The 14,465-nt window shown below is 71.5% G+C and carries 16 protein-coding genes and 1 tRNA gene; 11 read left to right on the top strand and 6 right to left on the bottom strand.

Annotated elements, in window-relative coordinates; all coding sequences use genetic code 11:
• The first annotated feature begins 5 nt into the window (after nucleotides 1-5).
• Nucleotides 6-89, top strand: a tRNA-Tyr gene (locus ASC99_RS06135).
• 78 nt (nucleotides 90-167) lie between these two features.
• Nucleotides 168-755, top strand: coding sequence for a hypothetical protein (locus tag ASC99_RS06130; protein WP_057229096.1), 588 nt, complete (start codon nucleotides 168-170; stop codon nucleotides 753-755).
• 6 nt (nucleotides 756-761) lie between these two features.
• Here ASC99_RS06130 and ASC99_RS06125 read toward each other — a convergent pair whose 3' ends face one another.
• Nucleotides 762-1,523 carry a pirin-like bicupin family protein gene (locus tag ASC99_RS06125; protein ID WP_057229094.1) on the bottom strand — a complete coding sequence of 254 codons (762 nt, stop codon included), beginning with the start codon at nucleotides 1,521-1,523 and terminating at the stop codon, nucleotides 762-764.
• Nucleotides 1,524-1,675: 152 nt separating this feature from the next.
• Between ASC99_RS06125 and ASC99_RS06120 the strand changes: the two genes are divergently transcribed.
• Nucleotides 1,676-2,764, top strand: a complete 1,089-nt coding sequence (locus ASC99_RS06120) for a sialidase family protein (protein WP_057229092.1) — start codon at nucleotides 1,676-1,678, stop codon at nucleotides 2,762-2,764.
• Between the two features lie 120 nt (nucleotides 2,765-2,884).
• The gene (locus tag ASC99_RS06115) at nucleotides 2,885-3,124 is read left to right on the top strand and encodes a hypothetical protein (RefSeq protein ID WP_057229090.1); all 240 of its coding nucleotides are present in this window, start codon (nucleotides 2,885-2,887) and stop codon (nucleotides 3,122-3,124) included.
• A gap of 237 nt (nucleotides 3,125-3,361) precedes the next feature.
• Here the strand turns inward: ASC99_RS06115 and ASC99_RS06110 are convergent, their stop codons facing one another.
• Entirely contained in the window at nucleotides 3,362-3,826 is a 465-nt protein-coding gene (locus ASC99_RS06110) for a MarR family winged helix-turn-helix transcriptional regulator (protein ID WP_057229088.1), read from the bottom strand.
• 94 nt (nucleotides 3,827-3,920) lie between these two features.
• On the opposite strand from ASC99_RS06110, the gene ASC99_RS06105 reads away from it, so the two are divergent.
• Complete coding sequence (locus ASC99_RS06105; RefSeq protein ID WP_057229086.1) at nucleotides 3,921-4,418, top strand: VOC family protein; 498 nt, start codon at nucleotides 3,921-3,923, stop codon at nucleotides 4,416-4,418.
• Between the two features lie 63 nt (nucleotides 4,419-4,481).
• Here the strand turns inward: ASC99_RS06105 and ASC99_RS06100 are convergent, their stop codons facing one another.
• The 3 genes from ASC99_RS06100 to ASC99_RS06090 form a co-directional block, all read right to left on the bottom strand.
• The gene (locus tag ASC99_RS06100) at nucleotides 4,482-4,829 is read right to left on the bottom strand and encodes a hypothetical protein (protein WP_057229084.1); all 348 of its coding nucleotides are present in this window, start codon (nucleotides 4,827-4,829) and stop codon (nucleotides 4,482-4,484) included.
• Nucleotides 4,830-4,973: 144 nt separating this feature from the next.
• Nucleotides 4,974-6,134, bottom strand: a complete 1,161-nt coding sequence (locus ASC99_RS06095) for an ADP-ribosylglycohydrolase family protein (protein ID WP_057229083.1) — start codon at nucleotides 6,132-6,134, stop codon at nucleotides 4,974-4,976.
• A gap of 13 nt (nucleotides 6,135-6,147) precedes the next feature.
• Nucleotides 6,148-7,545, bottom strand: a complete 1,398-nt coding sequence (locus tag ASC99_RS06090) for an FAD-binding oxidoreductase (protein WP_057229081.1) — start codon at nucleotides 7,543-7,545, stop codon at nucleotides 6,148-6,150.
• Nucleotides 7,546-7,664: 119 nt separating this feature from the next.
• Between ASC99_RS06090 and ASC99_RS06085 the strand changes: the two genes are divergently transcribed.
• From ASC99_RS06085 to ASC99_RS06065, 5 genes are all read left to right on the top strand, one after another.
• Entirely contained in the window at nucleotides 7,665-9,197 is a 1,533-nt protein-coding gene (locus ASC99_RS06085; RefSeq protein ID WP_057229079.1) for an AMP-binding protein, read from the top strand.
• 44 nt (nucleotides 9,198-9,241) lie between these two features.
• Nucleotides 9,242-10,018, top strand: a complete 777-nt coding sequence (locus ASC99_RS06080) for a TIGR03084 family metal-binding protein (protein ID WP_057229077.1) — start codon at nucleotides 9,242-9,244, stop codon at nucleotides 10,016-10,018.
• An 87-nt stretch (nucleotides 10,019-10,105) separates the two neighbouring features.
• The gene (locus ASC99_RS06075) at nucleotides 10,106-10,528 is read left to right on the top strand and encodes a hypothetical protein (protein WP_057229075.1); all 423 of its coding nucleotides are present in this window, start codon (nucleotides 10,106-10,108) and stop codon (nucleotides 10,526-10,528) included.
• 101 nt (nucleotides 10,529-10,629) lie between these two features.
• A complete protein-coding gene (locus ASC99_RS06070; protein WP_057229073.1) occupies nucleotides 10,630-12,300 on the top strand; it encodes a cytosine permease in 1,671 nt (556 codons plus the stop codon).
• Between the two features lie 104 nt (nucleotides 12,301-12,404).
• On the top strand, nucleotides 12,405-12,833 hold the full coding sequence (locus tag ASC99_RS06065; protein WP_057229255.1) for an SSI family serine proteinase inhibitor: 429 nt from the start codon (nucleotides 12,405-12,407) through the stop codon (nucleotides 12,831-12,833).
• 64 nt (nucleotides 12,834-12,897) lie between these two features.
• On the opposite strand, the gene ASC99_RS06060 is transcribed toward ASC99_RS06065, so the two are convergent.
• Nucleotides 12,898-13,398, bottom strand: coding sequence for a DUF1772 domain-containing protein (locus ASC99_RS06060; RefSeq protein WP_057229071.1), 501 nt, complete (start codon nucleotides 13,396-13,398; stop codon nucleotides 12,898-12,900).
• Between the two features lie 131 nt (nucleotides 13,399-13,529).
• On the opposite strand from ASC99_RS06060, the gene ASC99_RS06055 reads away from it, so the two are divergent.
• Nucleotides 13,530-14,459, top strand: coding sequence for an AraC family transcriptional regulator (locus ASC99_RS06055; RefSeq protein WP_057229068.1), 930 nt, complete (start codon nucleotides 13,530-13,532; stop codon nucleotides 14,457-14,459).
• Nucleotides 14,460-14,465: the final 6 nt, after the last annotated feature.

Raw genomic sequence — 14,465 nt, 5'->3', positions numbered from 1 at the left:
ACCAAGGGCGAGCTGGGCACTGGTTGAGCCCAAGGGCCTGTAAAGCCCCCGCTTCGGCTGTGGCGGTTCGAATCCGCCCTCGCCCACCATCGGCAAGGTCCCACTGACGTCTCGACTCCACCGGCAGGCTATCGTGCCTCGATCACACGTTCGATGGAGGGAACGACATGGGCGAGCTGCGCGGCGGCCTCCGGGTGCACTTCGCGCTGGCGGCGGTGCTCGGCGGTGCGGCCCTGCTCTGCATGGCCTCGACCTGGCTGCCCAGCGGGTACACCGCACCGAAGTGGCTGATCAGCGTCCTGTTCGTGATGGTGTTCCCGGTCTTCATCACCGCGTTGATCCGGGTCGTCACCAGCCGAGGCGCTGCCCGGCGGAGGGGCCGAGTCGGGGCCGGTGAACTCGGCAGGTGCATCCTGCTGTTGCCGCCCGCCGTGAGACTCGCCTACGCGCTCGCCCTCGGGGCTGCCGTGCTGGGCTTTGCCACCGCTTCCGGAACGGCCCGGGACGTGCAGGCAGACGCAACGGGCTATCACTACACGTACTGGGACAAGTCCGCCCAGCCGCAACAGAGCAGGACGGTCGAACTCACCGAGCCCGAGTACGACGCGGCACTGAGGAGCCAGTTCCGTGTCTTCAGTGCCGCGCCGGCCCTGTTCTTCACACTCAGCAGCTTCCTCGTCCTCGTCTCGGCCTCGGCGGGGGCCGCCAAGCGCAGGGCGGCCCAGCCGCCGGAGGTCGGACCGGCGGCCGGATAGCGCCCGTCAGGCGAGGTCGACGGCCGCGTTCATCTCCCAGAGCAGCACCTCGGCGCCCTCCGGCCCCGCCGTGATCCGCTGGCCTTCGGCCGCGCCGATCCGCGCGGCGTCGCCCTCGTGGAACAACCCGCTTCCCTCCAGGGCTAGTTCGCCGCGGGCCACGTACAGGTGGGCGAACGGGGCGGTGACGGTGTCGAGCGTCTCGGACGGGCGGAGCCGGGCCACGTGCAGGGCGGCGTGCTGCTGCCGGATGCCGATCGCGCGCTGGTTGGCGTGCTTGGCCATGCCGGACGCGAGCGTGGTCCAACCCCCTTGGCCGAGCTGGTCGTTGATGTCGAGCTGCTCGTATCCGGGGGCGATGCCGGCCGCGTCGGGGATCACCCACATCTGGATCAGGCGGACCGGGTCGCGGTGCTCGGGTTCGCCGGTGAGCGTCCAGGAGTCGTTCTTCTCGCTGTGCAGGATGCCCGCGCCGGCGCTCATCCGCTGGGCCAGGCCGGGGTAGATGACGCCGTTGTTGCCCTCGGAGTCCTGGTGGACCAGGCCGCCGTCGAGAACCCAGGTGATGATCTCCATGTCCCGGTGTGGGTGCGTGTCGAAACCGGTGCCGGGCGCGATCACGTCGTCGTTGGAGACCAGCAGCAGGCCGAAGTGGGTGTTGCCCGGGTCCCAGTGCCGGGAGAAGGAGAAGGAGTGGTGCGACTCCAGCCACCCCGCCCTGGTGTGGAACCGCTCGCCCGCTCGGCGGATGTCGATCGTGGTGGCCATCGGTGCAACCCTTCCCTCGGTCTTGTTGAATCCTAAACCACCATGGATGCCGTCCGCATTCCCGCCCGCGCCCGGCGTGCTGCCGTGCACTGCCGGGCCGCCCGGAGCAGACTGACGGACGGATCCTGCCCGACACTCACAGGTGGTGCGCCATGACCGAGACGCTGTTGGCCGTCGGCACGCAGAAGGGCCTGTTCCTGGGCCGCAGCCCGGACCGTACGACCTGGGAGTTCACCGGACCGCACTTCGCCATGAACGCGATCTACTCGGTCGCCGTCGACCGGCGCGGCGAGCGCCCCCGCATCCTGGTCGGCGCCGACAGCAGCCACTGGGGCCCGTCCGTCTGGTGGTCCGACGACCTCGGCGCCTCCTGGCAGGAGCCGAGCAGCCCGGCGGTCCGCTTCCCCGAGCACACCGACACCTCGCTGGAGCGGGTCTGGCAGCTCCAGCCGGCCGGCCCCGAGGCGCCCGGCGTGGTGTACGCGGGCACCCAACCCGCCGCTCTGTTCCGCTCCACCGACGGCGGCGAGAGCTTCGCCCTGGACGAGGCGCTCTGGTCGCACCCGCAACGGGCCGAGTGGGCAGCCGGCTTCGGCGGCCAGGGCCTGCACAGCATCGTGGCCGACCCGCGTGACCCGGCCGTGGTCACCGTCGCGGTCTCCACCGGCGGCGTCTACCGCACCGAGGACGGCGGCAAGAACTGGCGTCCGGCCAACACCGGCATCCGGGTCTCCTTCCTGCCGGACGAGTACCCGGAGTTCGGCCAGTGCGTGCACAAGATCGCCGCCGACCCGGCCGACCCCGACCGGCTCTACCTGCAGAACCACGGTGGCGTCTACCGCACCGACGACGGCGGCGAGCGCTGGACCGACATCGGCGCCGACCTCCCCGCCACCTTCGGCTTCGGCCTGGCCACCCACCCCCGGCAGTCCGGGACGGCGTACCTGTTCCCGCTCGACGCGGACTACGCCCGGCTCCCGGTCGACCGCCGCTGCCGGATCTTCCGCACCACCGACGCCGGTGCCAGCTGGCAGCCGCTGAGCACCGGACTGCCGACCGAGGACCACTACGGCGTGGTGCTCCGCGACGCCCTCTGCACCGACGACGGCGAACCGGCCGGGGTCTACTTCGGCAACCGCAACGGCGAGGTGTACGGCTCCGCCGACGCGGGCGACAGCTGGCGCCTGATCAGCTCCCACCTGCCGGACGTGCTCTGCGTCCGCGCCGTCACACTGCCCTGAACCCTCGTCAGTCCTGGGCCCGGACGGCCAGCCCGATGTAGGTGCAGAACAGGACGAAGCCGCCGGACCAGCTGAGCACGGTGGCCCACCAGATCCGGCCGGGTCGCCAGGTAGATCGCGGTGCAGATCAGCGCGTGCACGGTGCGCGACCGGACGCCAGGCGATGTCGTGCAGTCGCCCGGGTCCAGCGAGAGCGGCACCAGGAAGATCAGCACCGGGATCAGGGCCAACCCCATCACCCCCAGCAGGAGCCCGCCTCCGCCCCGAGCCGCCCCGGGCGGCATCGACGCGTCCTGGACCGTGCCGGCCACCACCAGGGCCACCCCGACCAACGGGAGCAGCAGCCAGATCGCCACCTGACGCGAGATCACCCACCAGGCCGTGCCGTATTCGTCCGGCTGCCGCCAACACCGTCGCGCCACCGCAAGCCGTCGACGCGGCGGCCGCTGGCCGGCCTGGCGTCCTGAATCCCCGACGGCACCTTCGGGACGGGACGTTCCCAACTCCACGTCCGGTCCCGCCCCCAGAGCGCGAGCACCCGCAGCCAGACCAGCCCGACCGCGGCAGGTTACCGCAGGCCGGCCGCTGGCGGTCCGACTACTTCTCGGCGGCCCGGAGCCGTTCGCCGACCGTGCCGAGGCTCTCGGCAAGCACCGTCAGCTGCTCGGGGGTGAGCACGTCGATCAGCACCTCGCGGACGGTGGCGACGTGGCCGGGGGCGGCCTCCCGCAGCACCCGCCAGCCCTGCTCAGTGATCTCGGCGAAGACGCCGCGGACGTCGCTGGGACAGGAGCGGCGGCCGACCAGGCCGGACTTCTCCAGCTGGGTGACCTGATAGGTGAGGCCGCTCTTGGAGGTCACCAGCCGGTCGGCCAGGTCGGTCATCCGGAGCGAGCCGTCCGGCGCGGCGGAGAGCTGCACCAGAATCTCGTACTGGGTGTGGGAGAGCCCGGCGCTCTCCTTCAGCTGCTGTTCGAGACGGCGCTCGATCAGATTGCTGGCGACCACGAAGCCCCGCCATGCCGCCATCTCGCGCTCGTCCAACCACCGGGGCTCGTCCATGGTCCTATCGTACCCAATTGTTCAAATTCGAACCAAGGTGTACCGTGGTCAACAGAGGGTTCAAATTTGAACTAGCAGGAGCACAGGAGTAGCCATGTCCGTCCGCCGCCTGAACCACGCCGTGCTGTACGTCCGTGACGTGGCCCGTTCCGTGGCCTTCTACACCGACACCTTCGGCTTCAAGGTCGACGTCGAGATCCCCGGCCGCGCCGCCTTCCTGAGCGCCGCCGAGACGCTGAACGACCATGACCTCGGCCTGTTCTCGGTCGGCGCCGACGCACCGGCCCCGCCGCGCGGCAGCGTCGGGCTCTACCACCTCGCCTGGGAGGTCGGCACGCTCGGCGAGCTGGCCGAGATCGCCGAGAAGCTCACCCGGCGGGACGCCCTGGTCGGCGCCACCGACCACGGCGTCTCGAAGTCGCTGTACGCCCACGACCCGGACGGCATCGAGTTCGAGGTGATGTGGCGGGTGCCCCGCGAGGAGTGGGCCTCGCTCGAGAAGGCCGAGATGCGGCGGCTCGACCTGCAGGCCGAGATCGACCGCTGGGGCACCGAACTGAAGACCGGCGCCGCGGCCGGCTCGGCCACCTGACCCCTGACACCCAGGCAGCGAGCAGGGCCGGCCGTCGGAACGGCCGGCCCTGCTGACGATCACTCAGTAACCGACCGCGTCGCCGCCCACCGCGAACGCGTCCTCGCAGAGCGACTCGGCGTCGCCGCCCACGGCCGCCGCCGGGCCGACCGCCAGGGCGTCGCCACCGACCGCGCCCGCGAAGTCGACACCGGTCGCGTCGCCGCCGACCGCACCGGCCGCACCGGCGGCGTCCACGTCACCGCCGACCGCCAGGGCGTCGCCGCCGCCGTGCGTGACGGCGTTGCCGCCGACCGCCAGCGAGCCGTGCGAGTGGCGGCAGGAGTGGGCCGAGGCCGTGCCGGCGCCGATGAGCAGCGCGCAGCCACAGATCGCGGCGGCAGCGGTGATCTTGGCAAGGGTCGTACGCATGAATCCTCCAAGTTGGTACGAGACGCCTGAAGGATCGGCACCGCACGACCTGACCATGAGACAGGTTCTGCTCCATCACCCGTCCGGCTCAGCATTTCCCCCCGCCCGGAGCACCGTTCACGAACCGGGCAACGGCCTGAGGGGTCAGTAGTTCCAGGGCCGTTGCTCACCGGGGTGGACCTCGGCGGCGAAGTCGTCCGCGGCCATGGCGATCACCGCCCTGCCCTCGATCCGGGCCAGCCAGGGCTGCGGCAGCCGGACGTCGCCGTGGTGGGCGCCGAGCAGGTTGCCGCAGATCGCGCCGGTGGAGTCGCTGTCGCCGGAGTGGTTGACCGAGAGCAGCAGGGCGGCCTCGATCGGGGTGCGCGGCGGCTTCGGCTCGCAGACCGTCCCGCCGCTGCCGACGTGGAAGGTCTGGTGCCGGGTCCGGGCCAGCAGCGCGTAGACCGCGATCGCCAGCGCCTCCTCCGCCACCCAGCCCGCGCCCAGGCTCTCCACCTTCGCCGCGCTCGCCTCGCCGTCCGCCGCCAGCTCGTACGCGGCCCGCAGCGCGGTGGTCGTCTCCTCGTGGCCGGGGTAGCGGCCGAGCAGGTCCAGGGTGCGCAGCACCGCGCCGGCCGGCGACTCACCCTCGACCAGCAGGCTGACCAGCGCCGCGAAGGCGCCGGCGGCGTAGTAGCCGGTCGGGTGGCCGTGGGTGATCTGGGCGCAGTTGGCGGCGAGTTCGAAGGAGTGCTGCTCGCCCAGGCCGGTGAAGCCGAACGGCGCGGAGCGCATCACGGTGCCGCAGCCCTTCGAGCCCGGGTTCACCGGTCCTGGACTGCCGGTCAGCGGCGCGTACGGGTGCGGGGTGTGGTCCGCCCGCAGGCCGGAGAGGCAGGCGTTGCCGGGCGCGCGGCGGGCGTACAGCCAGGGCTCCTCGCGCAGTCGGCCGGTGCGGTGCCGCAGGCCCTCGGCGGGGGGCGGGCCCGGGTGGTCCTGGGTGTCCAGCCAGCGCAGGTAGGCATCGTGGACGAGTGCCGCCTCCGCGCCGCCGATGCCCTTCGCCCTGGACCGGACGTAACCCGCCAGCCGTCCCTCGGCGGTGAACAGCGTCATCTGGGTGTCGTCGGTGATCCGACCGACGACACCGTCGTAGTCGGGCACCAGCCCGGTCACCCCGGCCTCGCCGTACTTCGCCCGGATCGCGTCCAGCGACAGGAACTCCACCGGGTTGCCGAGCGCGTCGCCGATCGCGCCACCCAGCAGGCACCCCCGGACTCTCGAACGGTACGCGGTCAGTTCTCCCCAGGACTGCTGCTGCACCTGCGTTGACTCCTCAGTCGGGCCGGATGTTCTGGTTGAGCCGGAACAGGTTATCCGGGTCCCACTCCCGCTTGAGCGCCTTCAGCCGCCGGTACTTCCGCTCCCCGTACGCCTCCCGGACCCGCTGCTCGCCCTCCTCCATCAGGAAGTTGACGTAGACACCGGAGTGGTGCGGTGCCAGCGCCGTCCACAGGCCCCGGGCCCAGGCCCGCTCCTGCTCGAAGCCCTCGGCGTCCGCGCAGGTGCCGTTGATGTTGAAGGTGTGACCGGCCTGCCGGCCGCTGACCGCCGTCTCGTCCTCCCCCACCTGGGCGATCGCACCGCCCAGTTGGAAGATCGGGAAGCTGGTGAGCGGGGAGGTGATCCGCGCGGCGTGCTCGGCGGTGATGTCGATGACCTGATCGGTCAGTTCGGCCACGTCACAGGACTTGAAGTAGTACCAGCGGCCGGGCGGGAAGGACGGGTCGAGCATCGCCTGGTGCTCGGTGAACGGCTTGGCCCGGCACAGGTCCGCCGCCGGCGGACCGAACCTCCGCAGCGGCCGCAGCACCTGCTCGCCCCGGTCGAGGTCACCCACCCAGCAGCAGATCACCATCGCCACCCGCCGGCCGTGCAGCGCCGCCGGGATCCCGGGCAGCGGCGGTGCCTTGCGGTGCACCACGGCCGTGGTCAGCTCGTCCGGCACCTCGGTGATCCAGTCCCGGTAGAACCGCAGCAGCCTGGCCGAGTCGGCCACCGGCCAGATCAGCGGCCCGGCCAGCACGATCGGGCCCACCGGCTGGAGGCGGTACTCGAACTCCGTCACCACACCGAAGTTCCCGCCACCCCCGCGCACGCCCCAGAACAGCTCCGGGTTCTCCGTCGCGTCCGCCCGTACCGTCGCACCGTCGGCCGTGACCAGGGTGACCGAGAGCAGCTGATCCACCGTCAGCCCGTACTTGCGCATCAGCCAGCCGATGCCGCCGCCCAGCGTCAGCCCGGCCAGCCCGGTGTGCGTGACGATCCCGGCCGGCACCGCAAGACCGGCCCGCTGGGTCTGCTGGTCGAGCTCGCCGAGCAGCACCCCGGCCTGCGCCCGGACGGTGCGGGCCTCGGCATCCACCGTGATCCGCCGCATCGCCGACAGGTCGATGACGATCCCGTCGTCGCACAGCGACTGCCCGGAGAAGCTGTGCCCGCCGCTGCGCACCGCGACCGGCAGGCCACTCTCCCGGGCGAACCTGACGGCGGCGGCCACGTCCGTGGCGCCGGTGCAGTAGGCGATCAGGGCGGGGTGCCGGTCGATCGAGCCGTTCCAGATCCGCCGGCTCTCCTGGTACTCCGGCTCACCGGGCCGGACCAGCCGGCCCCGGAAAGAGCTCCGCAGCCCGCCGAGGAGCGTCTCGTCGATCACGCCGTGGTTGCCGCTCATCACCGTGTCCTCACCGACGGCCCCTCCCCCAGTCTGGCATCGGGTCCGAGCCCCCGCCTTGTCACCCGTCCGGGCACGCCCTCTGTCCCCGGGCCGGGCCGGACGGGCAGAGTGACCGTATGCAGACTCCACTCACCGTGCTGGACTTCCTTCGCCGGGCCGAGACGGTCTACGGCGACCGGATCGGCCTGGTCGACGAACCGGACCAACCCGCCCGCTCCTGGGGCGATCTGAGCTACCGGCGGATGGCCGAGCTGGCCCGGGCCCAGGCCGCCGGTCTTGACCGGCTGGGCATCGGCCCCGGTGAGCGGGTCGCGATCGTCTCGCACAACTCGGCCCGGCTGATGACCGCGCTGTACGGGGTGAGCGGCCATGGCCGGGTGCTGGTGCCGGTCAACTTCCGGCTGAAGGCGGAGGAGGTGGCGTACATCGTCGAACAGAGCGGTGCGTCCGCCCTGTTGGTCGATCCCGAGCTGGACCGGGCACTGGCCGGGGTGCCGGTGCGGCACCGCTTCGTGCTCGGCGCGGAGAGCGACGCCCTGCTGTACGACTTCGACCACGCCCCGGTCGAGTATCCGGTCGACGAGTCGGACACCGCGACGATCAACTACACCAGCGGAACCACCGCCCGCCCCAAGGGAGTTCAGCTCACCCATCGCAACCTCTGGTTGAACGCGGTGCTGATGGGCCTGCACTTCGGCGCCAGTGACCGGGACGTCTACCTGCACACCCTGCCGATGTTCCACGCCAACGGCTGGGGCCTGCCGTTCGCGCTCACCGGCCTCGGCGCGAAGCACATCGTGCTGCGCAAGGTGGACGGCGCGGAGATCCTGCGCCGGATCGACCGGCACGGCGTCACCTATCTGTGCGGGGCACCGGCCGTGGTGACCGCGGTGCTGGACGCCGCCGCCGACTGGGACGGGCCGGTCCCGGGGCGCGACCGGGTCCGGATGATCGTGGCCGGAGCGCCGCCGCCGACCTCGGTGGTGGAGCGTGTCGAGGCGGAACTCGGCTGGGAGTTCATGCAGTTGTACGGCCTGACCGAGACCGCCCCGATCGTCACCGTCAACCGCGGCCGGGCCGAGTGGGACGACCTGCCGCCCGCCGAGCGAGCCGAGCGGCTGGTGCGGCAGGGCGCGCCCGCGCTCGGCACCGAGCTGCGGGTGGACGGGCAGGGCGAGGTGCTGGTCCGGTCCAACACCGTGCTGGCGGGATACTGGGACCAGCCCGAGGAGAGCGCGGCCGCGCTGCGCGACGGCTGGTTCCACACCGGTGACGGCGGGGTGCTGGGGGACGGCTACCTGACCATCTCCGACCGGAAGAAGGACGTCATCATCAGCGGCGGTGAGAACGTCTCCTCGATCGAGGTGGAGGACTGCCTGTACTCCCACCCGGCGGTGGCCGAGGTCGCGGTGATCGGGGTGCCGGACACCAAGTGGGGCGAGACGGTCAAGGCCCTGGTGGTGCTGCGGGACGGATCTGCGGGCGACGAGGCCGAGTTGATCGCGCACTGCAAGCAGCACCTCGCCGGGTACAAGGCGCCGACCTCGGTGGAGTTCCGCTCGTCACTCCCCCGGACCACCACCGGGAAGCTGCAGAAGTTCCGGCTGCGCGAGCCGTACTGGGCCGGCCGGGCCAAGTCCGTCAACTGAGCAGTCCGCCAACTCATGTCCCCTCCCTGAAGGAGCACCCCGCCATGGTCGATGTCACCGTCCTGCTGAACGACCTCCGGGACGAGAGCGCCGCACTCGACGCACTGGTCGCGGGGCTGGGCCCGGCCGGGTTCGCCACCCCGACCCCGGCCGAGGGCTGGACCGTCGCCCACCAGATCGCCCACCTGGCCTGGACGGACCAGTGGTCGCTGCTGTCCTGTCGGGACGGTGAGCGGTTCACGGCCGAGGTGCTCACCCACTACACGAACGTCCCCGAGCCGGTGGACGCCGGGGCCGCCGAAGGGGTAGGCGAGGACCCGGCCGCGCTGCTGGCCCGCTGGCGGGCCGGGCGGGCGGAGCTGGCCGGGGAGCTGGCGACGGCCGCCGCCACCGATCGCCGACTCCCCTGGTTCGGCCCGCCGATGAAGGCCGCCTCGATGGCCACCGCCCGACTGATGGAGACCTGGGCGCACGGCCAGGACGTCGCCGACGCGCTCGGCGCGACCGTGCCGCCGACCGACCGGCTCCGGCACGTGGCCCATCTCGGCGTCCGCACCGTGGGGTTCGCCTTCGCACTGCACGGGCTGCCGGTGCCCGAGACCCCGATCCGGGTGGAACTGACCTCTCCCTCGGGTGAGTTGTGGACCTGGGGACCACCGGAGGCGGCCGATTCGGTGCGCGGCCCGGCGCTCGACTTCTGCCTGCTGGTCACCCAACGCCGGAGCCGGAGCGACCTGGCCCTGGTCGCCACCGGGCCGGTTGCCGACTCCTGGCTGCCGATCGCCCAGGCTTTTGCCGGGAATCCCGGAAAGGGGCGATAAACCTTCCTATCCAGATGAATTGACACTCAATCAATTCACCCTTGCGAGCGATATACAGATTCGTTGACGAATGATGGACTCTCCGTCATGAACCGACGCATCGGTATTTCCGCGCTCACCGCCCTGCTCACTCTCGCCGCTCCGCTGCCCCCGGCGGCGGCCCAGGCCACGCCTCGCACGCCCGCCGGCGAGGTGAACGCGTTCTTCGAGGAGTACCGCCTGGCCGCCCTCGGCGAGATCGACGAATACCCGAAGGAGATCCGCGCCAAGACCCTCCCGCCTCCCCTGAATGCCCAACTCGACCGCTGGTCCGCCACCCACCACGGGGCCGACCCGGTCTTCCGCGCGAAGAACATCCCGCGCACCTGGTCCATCCGCACCCTCACCACCACCACGGTCGCGGTGACGGAGACCTGGTACGAGGGCGGCACCCAGGAGGTCCGCTTCACCGTCCGGCCGCCCGCCCTGACCATCACGGCCATCAACGACCCGCCGGGAGGCAGCAGCTGACGACCAGCCGGTTACCGCGCGGAAACAGCGTGGGCACGCTGCGCTTCACACTCGCTCCCTAACGTCACGGCTCACAGACCCTCGACGAGCAGGAGCGGCGCATGACCGACACCTCCACCCAGGCCCCCGAGCAGGTGAGCGCCCCGCGCCGCTCGTACGCCAAGTCCGCCGCCGACGAGAGCCTGGAGGACTACTCACTCCGTTATGCGCCGCACTCGTTCCGGCGCTGGTCGCCGCTGTCCGTGGCGTCCACCGCACTCGGTGGGATCGCCTATCTCGCGGACTACGCGATCGGCGCCGGGATCGTGATGTCGTACGGCTTCACCAATGCGCTCGCCGCCATCCTCACCGCCGCCACCCTGATCTTCCTCACCGGCATCCCGATCTCCCGCGCCTGCGCGGCCAACGGCGTGGACATGGATCTGCTCACCCGGGGCGCCGGGTTCGGCTACTTCGGCTCCACCCTGACCTCGCTCGTCTACGCCAGCTTCACGTTCATCTTCTTCGCCCTCGAGGGCTCGATCATGGCCCAGGCGCTGCACGAGGTGCTGCATCTGCCGCTGACGGTCGGGTACTTGGTGACCACCCTGGTGGTCATCCCGATCGTCTTCAAGGGCATGTCCTGGATCTCCAAGCTCCAGGCCTGGACGCAGCCGCTCTGGATCCTCGGCCTGGTCGGCCCGTTCGTCATCCTGGCCGTCCACTCCCCCGGCACCTTCGCCGAGTTCACCCACTTCGGCGGCACCCAGGGCGTCGGCTCCGGCTTCACCCTGCTCGGCTTCGGCCTGGGCACGGGTATCGCGCTCTCACTGATCGCGCAGATCGGCGAGCAGGCGGACTACCTCCGCTTCATGCCACAGCGCACCCCGGCCAACGCCCGCCGCTGGGACTTCGCCGTGCTGGCCGCCGGCCCCGGCTGGGTGGTGATCGGCGCGGCCAAGCAGCTCGGCGGAGCGCTGCTCGCCTTCGCCGCACTCGACGTAGTGGGCAACGCCAAGGCACTGGAGCCGATCGCGCCGTACGTCGAGTCGCTGCGGCCGTGGTTCGGGGCGGCGGCGCTGCCGTTGGCCGGGCTCTTCGTGGTGGTCTCCCAGGTGAAGATCAACTCGACCAACGCCTACTCCGGTTCACTGTCCTGGTCCAACTTCTTCTCCCGGCTGACCCACCGTCACCCGGGCCGGGTCTGGTACATCTTCCTCAACTGCGGGGTCGCGCTCCTGCTCATGGAGCTCGACATGTTCAGCGCGCTCGGTTCGCTGCTGGGCTTCTACTCCAACGTCGCGATCGCCTGGATCGGCGCGGTCACCGCCGACCTGGTGATCAACAAGCCACTCGGCCTCAGCCCGAAGTACATCGAGTTCAAGCGCGCCTACCTGCACCCGGTCAACCCGGCCGGCTTCGGCGCGATGTGCATCGCCGCCGCCGTCTCGATCTGCGCCTTCTTCGGCTGGTTCGGCGAGTACGCCCAGGCGTTCAGCCCGTTCATCGCCCTCGCGCTCGCCATGGTCTGCAGCCCGCTGATCGCCTGGGCCACCAAGGGCCGCTACTACCTGGCCCGCCCCAACCCGAACGCCGACTCGACCTCCACCGAGACCCTCACCTGCACCGTCTGCGAGGGCGCGTACGAGATCCCCGACACCGCCGACTGCCCGTTCCACCAGGGCACCATCTGCTCGCTCTGCTGCAGCCTGGACGCGGACTGCCACGACGCCTGCACCAAGTCCCCCGACAGCGGCCCGGTCCTGCTCGGTATGCCGACCCTGCGCGGCTGAGACAGGCCCTGAACGGTGGCCCGGGTCGCCCGATCGGGTCAATCCTCGCTCCCGTGGGTGGCGGTGGCTTGGTACCCGGTCCGACCCGGGCCAAGCTGGGCGCCATGACCGCCAGCGCACCGCACTGTCCCCGTCTGCCCGTCGCTCTGGGTCTCGGCCTGGCCCTGGCCGGCTGTCTCGCCGTGCCCGCCCCCGCCTCGGCGCGGGTCTTCCCTCCCCAGTCCGCCTACTCCTCCCTGCTGCTGACGGTCAGTCCGGGCCCGGTGGCCCTGCCCGAGGCGGCGGTGACCACCCTGACCTGCGACCTCCAGCCGAGCGGCTCGCACCCCGACCCCGACCCCGCCTGCGCCGCACTCACCGAGGCCGACGGCGACCTCGACCGCCTCGCCGGCCTCCCGGGTACCGCCTGCGCCGCCCTCTACGACCCGGTCACCGCCACCGCCGAGGGCAGCTGGCACGGGATCCCGGTGAAGTGGGCCAGGACCTTCGGCAACTCCTGTGCACTCCGGGCCGCCACCACCCCGGTGTTCTGAACCCCGGCCCCGGCCCCGACCCTGACCCGCCCCACCCCGCCCGCCGACCTCGCTTGACGGAGCGTCAGCCCGCGTTCCGTCCACCGACCACCAGCGCCGCCACCAGGCAGCCGAAGCCCGCCGTCGCGGAGACCGTCCGGACGGTGTTCCACCGCACCCACGTCGTCTCGAAGGTCTCCCGGACGGCCGCCAGATCCGGTATGCCGTCCAGTGAACCGGCCGCCGCCAGCTGGTCGTTCAGCGGCACGTTCACCGCTCCCGTGACCACCAGCACCACCATGTACAGCACCGCCGCCGCGATCAGCCACGGCAGCAGACTCCGGTCACCACCCCGGAACTGGAGCACCACCGCCAGCAGGGTGAGCACGATCGCCCCGAGGAAGACCAGCATGAACCAGCCGTTCAGGATCGCCACGTTGATCCGCTGCATGGTCTCCACGAAGGTCCGGTCGTCGGCCTTGGCCAGCCCCGGCATCACCGAGCAGGAGTAGGCGAAGAACAGACCCGCGCTGAGCCCCATGGTCAGCGTCGCCCCCAGCAGTACCGCACCTCTGAACCCGGTCATCCCACACACTCCCCGTCGTCAACTCTCGCTGTCTGACACCCAGTCAACCGCTTCCGACCGCTCTCCGGCCATCGTTGATCGACTCAACCGCATACGCGGGCGTCCACGGCGGGCGTCTAGACTCGACCGCCATGGACGCACTGGCCGGACTGCTCGCCGGGCCGAGGGCCCGAGGTGCCTTTCTGCTCCGCTCGGTCCTGGCCCCGCCGTGGGCGATCCGGGTCGAGGACCGGGCACCGCTCACCCTGGTCACCCCGGTCCGCGGCACCGCCTGGGTCCTACCGGACCACGGCGCCCCGGTCCGGCTCGCCACCGGCGACGTGGCGATCGCCCGGGGCCCGGAGGCGTACGTGCTGGCCGACTCCCCCGACACCCCGCCCCGGGTGGTGATCCACCCCGACCAGAGCTCCACCACCCTGGACGGCGAAGAGCTCTGCGACACGATGACCCTGGGTACCCGCACCTGGGGCGACACCCCGGACGGCCCGGACGTGCTGATCAGCGGGACGTACCAGCTCCGCGGCGAGGTCAGCCGGGGCCTGCTGGACGCGCTGCCCCCATTGCTGGTGGTGACCGCCGACTCCTGGCACTCCCCGCTGATCGACCTGCTCGGCGAGGAGATCGGCCGCGACCGGCCGGGCCAGGACGCCGTGCTGGACCGGCTGTTGGACCTGCTCCTGATCGCCACCCTGCGCACCTGGCTGGCCAGACCCGAGTCGGACGCCCCGGCCTGGTACCGGGCCCACACCGACCCCCTGGTCGGCCACGCGCTCCGCCTGCTGCACGGCGATCTGGCCCACCCCTGGACGGTGGCCGGCCTGGCCGCCGAAGTCGGCGTCTCCCGGGCCGCGCTGGCCCGCCGGTTCGCCGAGCTGGTCGGCGAACCGCCGATGTCCTATCTGACCGGCCGTCGGCTCGCGCTGGCCGCCGACCTGCTGCACGACCCCGCCGCCACCCTGGGCAGCGTCGCCCACCAGGTCGGCTACAGCAGCCCGTTCGCCCTCTCCACCGCTTTCAAACGCGTCCACGGCATCAGCCCGCAGCAGCACCGCTCGGCCTGACCTGTC

This window comes from Kitasatospora sp. Root107, assembly GCF_001424875.1.
Classification (GTDB): Bacteria; Actinomycetota; Actinomycetes; order Streptomycetales; family Streptomycetaceae; genus Kitasatospora.
Note: the sequence above shows the minus strand (reverse complement) of the source record. Positions and strands in the feature narration are given on the sequence as shown.

What these genes read in the sequence shown, in the direction of transcription:
- ASC99_RS06130 (WP_057229096.1), top strand. Translation starts at nt 168, where the DNA reads ATGGGCGAGCTGCGCGGCGGCCTCCGGGTGCACTTCGCGCTGGCGGCG.
- ASC99_RS06125 (WP_057229094.1), bottom strand. Translation starts at nt 1,523, where the DNA reads ATGGCCACCACGATCGACATCCGCCGAGCGGGCGAGCGGTTCCACACC.
- ASC99_RS06120 (WP_057229092.1), top strand. Translation starts at nt 1,676, where the DNA reads ATGACCGAGACGCTGTTGGCCGTCGGCACGCAGAAGGGCCTGTTCCTG.
- ASC99_RS06110 (WP_057229088.1), bottom strand. Translation starts at nt 3,826, where the DNA reads ATGGACGAGCCCCGGTGGTTGGACGAGCGCGAGATGGCGGCATGGCGG.
- ASC99_RS06105 (WP_057229086.1), top strand. Translation starts at nt 3,921, where the DNA reads ATGTCCGTCCGCCGCCTGAACCACGCCGTGCTGTACGTCCGTGACGTG.
- ASC99_RS06100 (WP_057229084.1), bottom strand. Translation starts at nt 4,829, where the DNA reads ATGCGTACGACCCTTGCCAAGATCACCGCTGCCGCCGCGATCTGTGGC.
- ASC99_RS06090 (WP_057229081.1), bottom strand. Translation starts at nt 7,545, where the DNA reads ATGAGCGGCAACCACGGCGTGATCGACGAGACGCTCCTCGGCGGGCTG.
- ASC99_RS06085 (WP_057229079.1), top strand. Translation starts at nt 7,665, where the DNA reads ATGCAGACTCCACTCACCGTGCTGGACTTCCTTCGCCGGGCCGAGACG.
- ASC99_RS06080 (WP_057229077.1), top strand. Translation starts at nt 9,242, where the DNA reads ATGGTCGATGTCACCGTCCTGCTGAACGACCTCCGGGACGAGAGCGCC.
- ASC99_RS06075 (WP_057229075.1), top strand. Translation starts at nt 10,106, where the DNA reads ATGAACCGACGCATCGGTATTTCCGCGCTCACCGCCCTGCTCACTCTC.
- ASC99_RS06070 (WP_057229073.1), top strand. Translation starts at nt 10,630, where the DNA reads ATGACCGACACCTCCACCCAGGCCCCCGAGCAGGTGAGCGCCCCGCGC.
- ASC99_RS06065 (WP_057229255.1), top strand. Translation starts at nt 12,405, where the DNA reads ATGACCGCCAGCGCACCGCACTGTCCCCGTCTGCCCGTCGCTCTGGGT.
- ASC99_RS06060 (WP_057229071.1), bottom strand. Translation starts at nt 13,398, where the DNA reads ATGACCGGGTTCAGAGGTGCGGTACTGCTGGGGGCGACGCTGACCATG.
- ASC99_RS06055 (WP_057229068.1), top strand. Translation starts at nt 13,530, where the DNA reads ATGGACGCACTGGCCGGACTGCTCGCCGGGCCGAGGGCCCGAGGTGCC.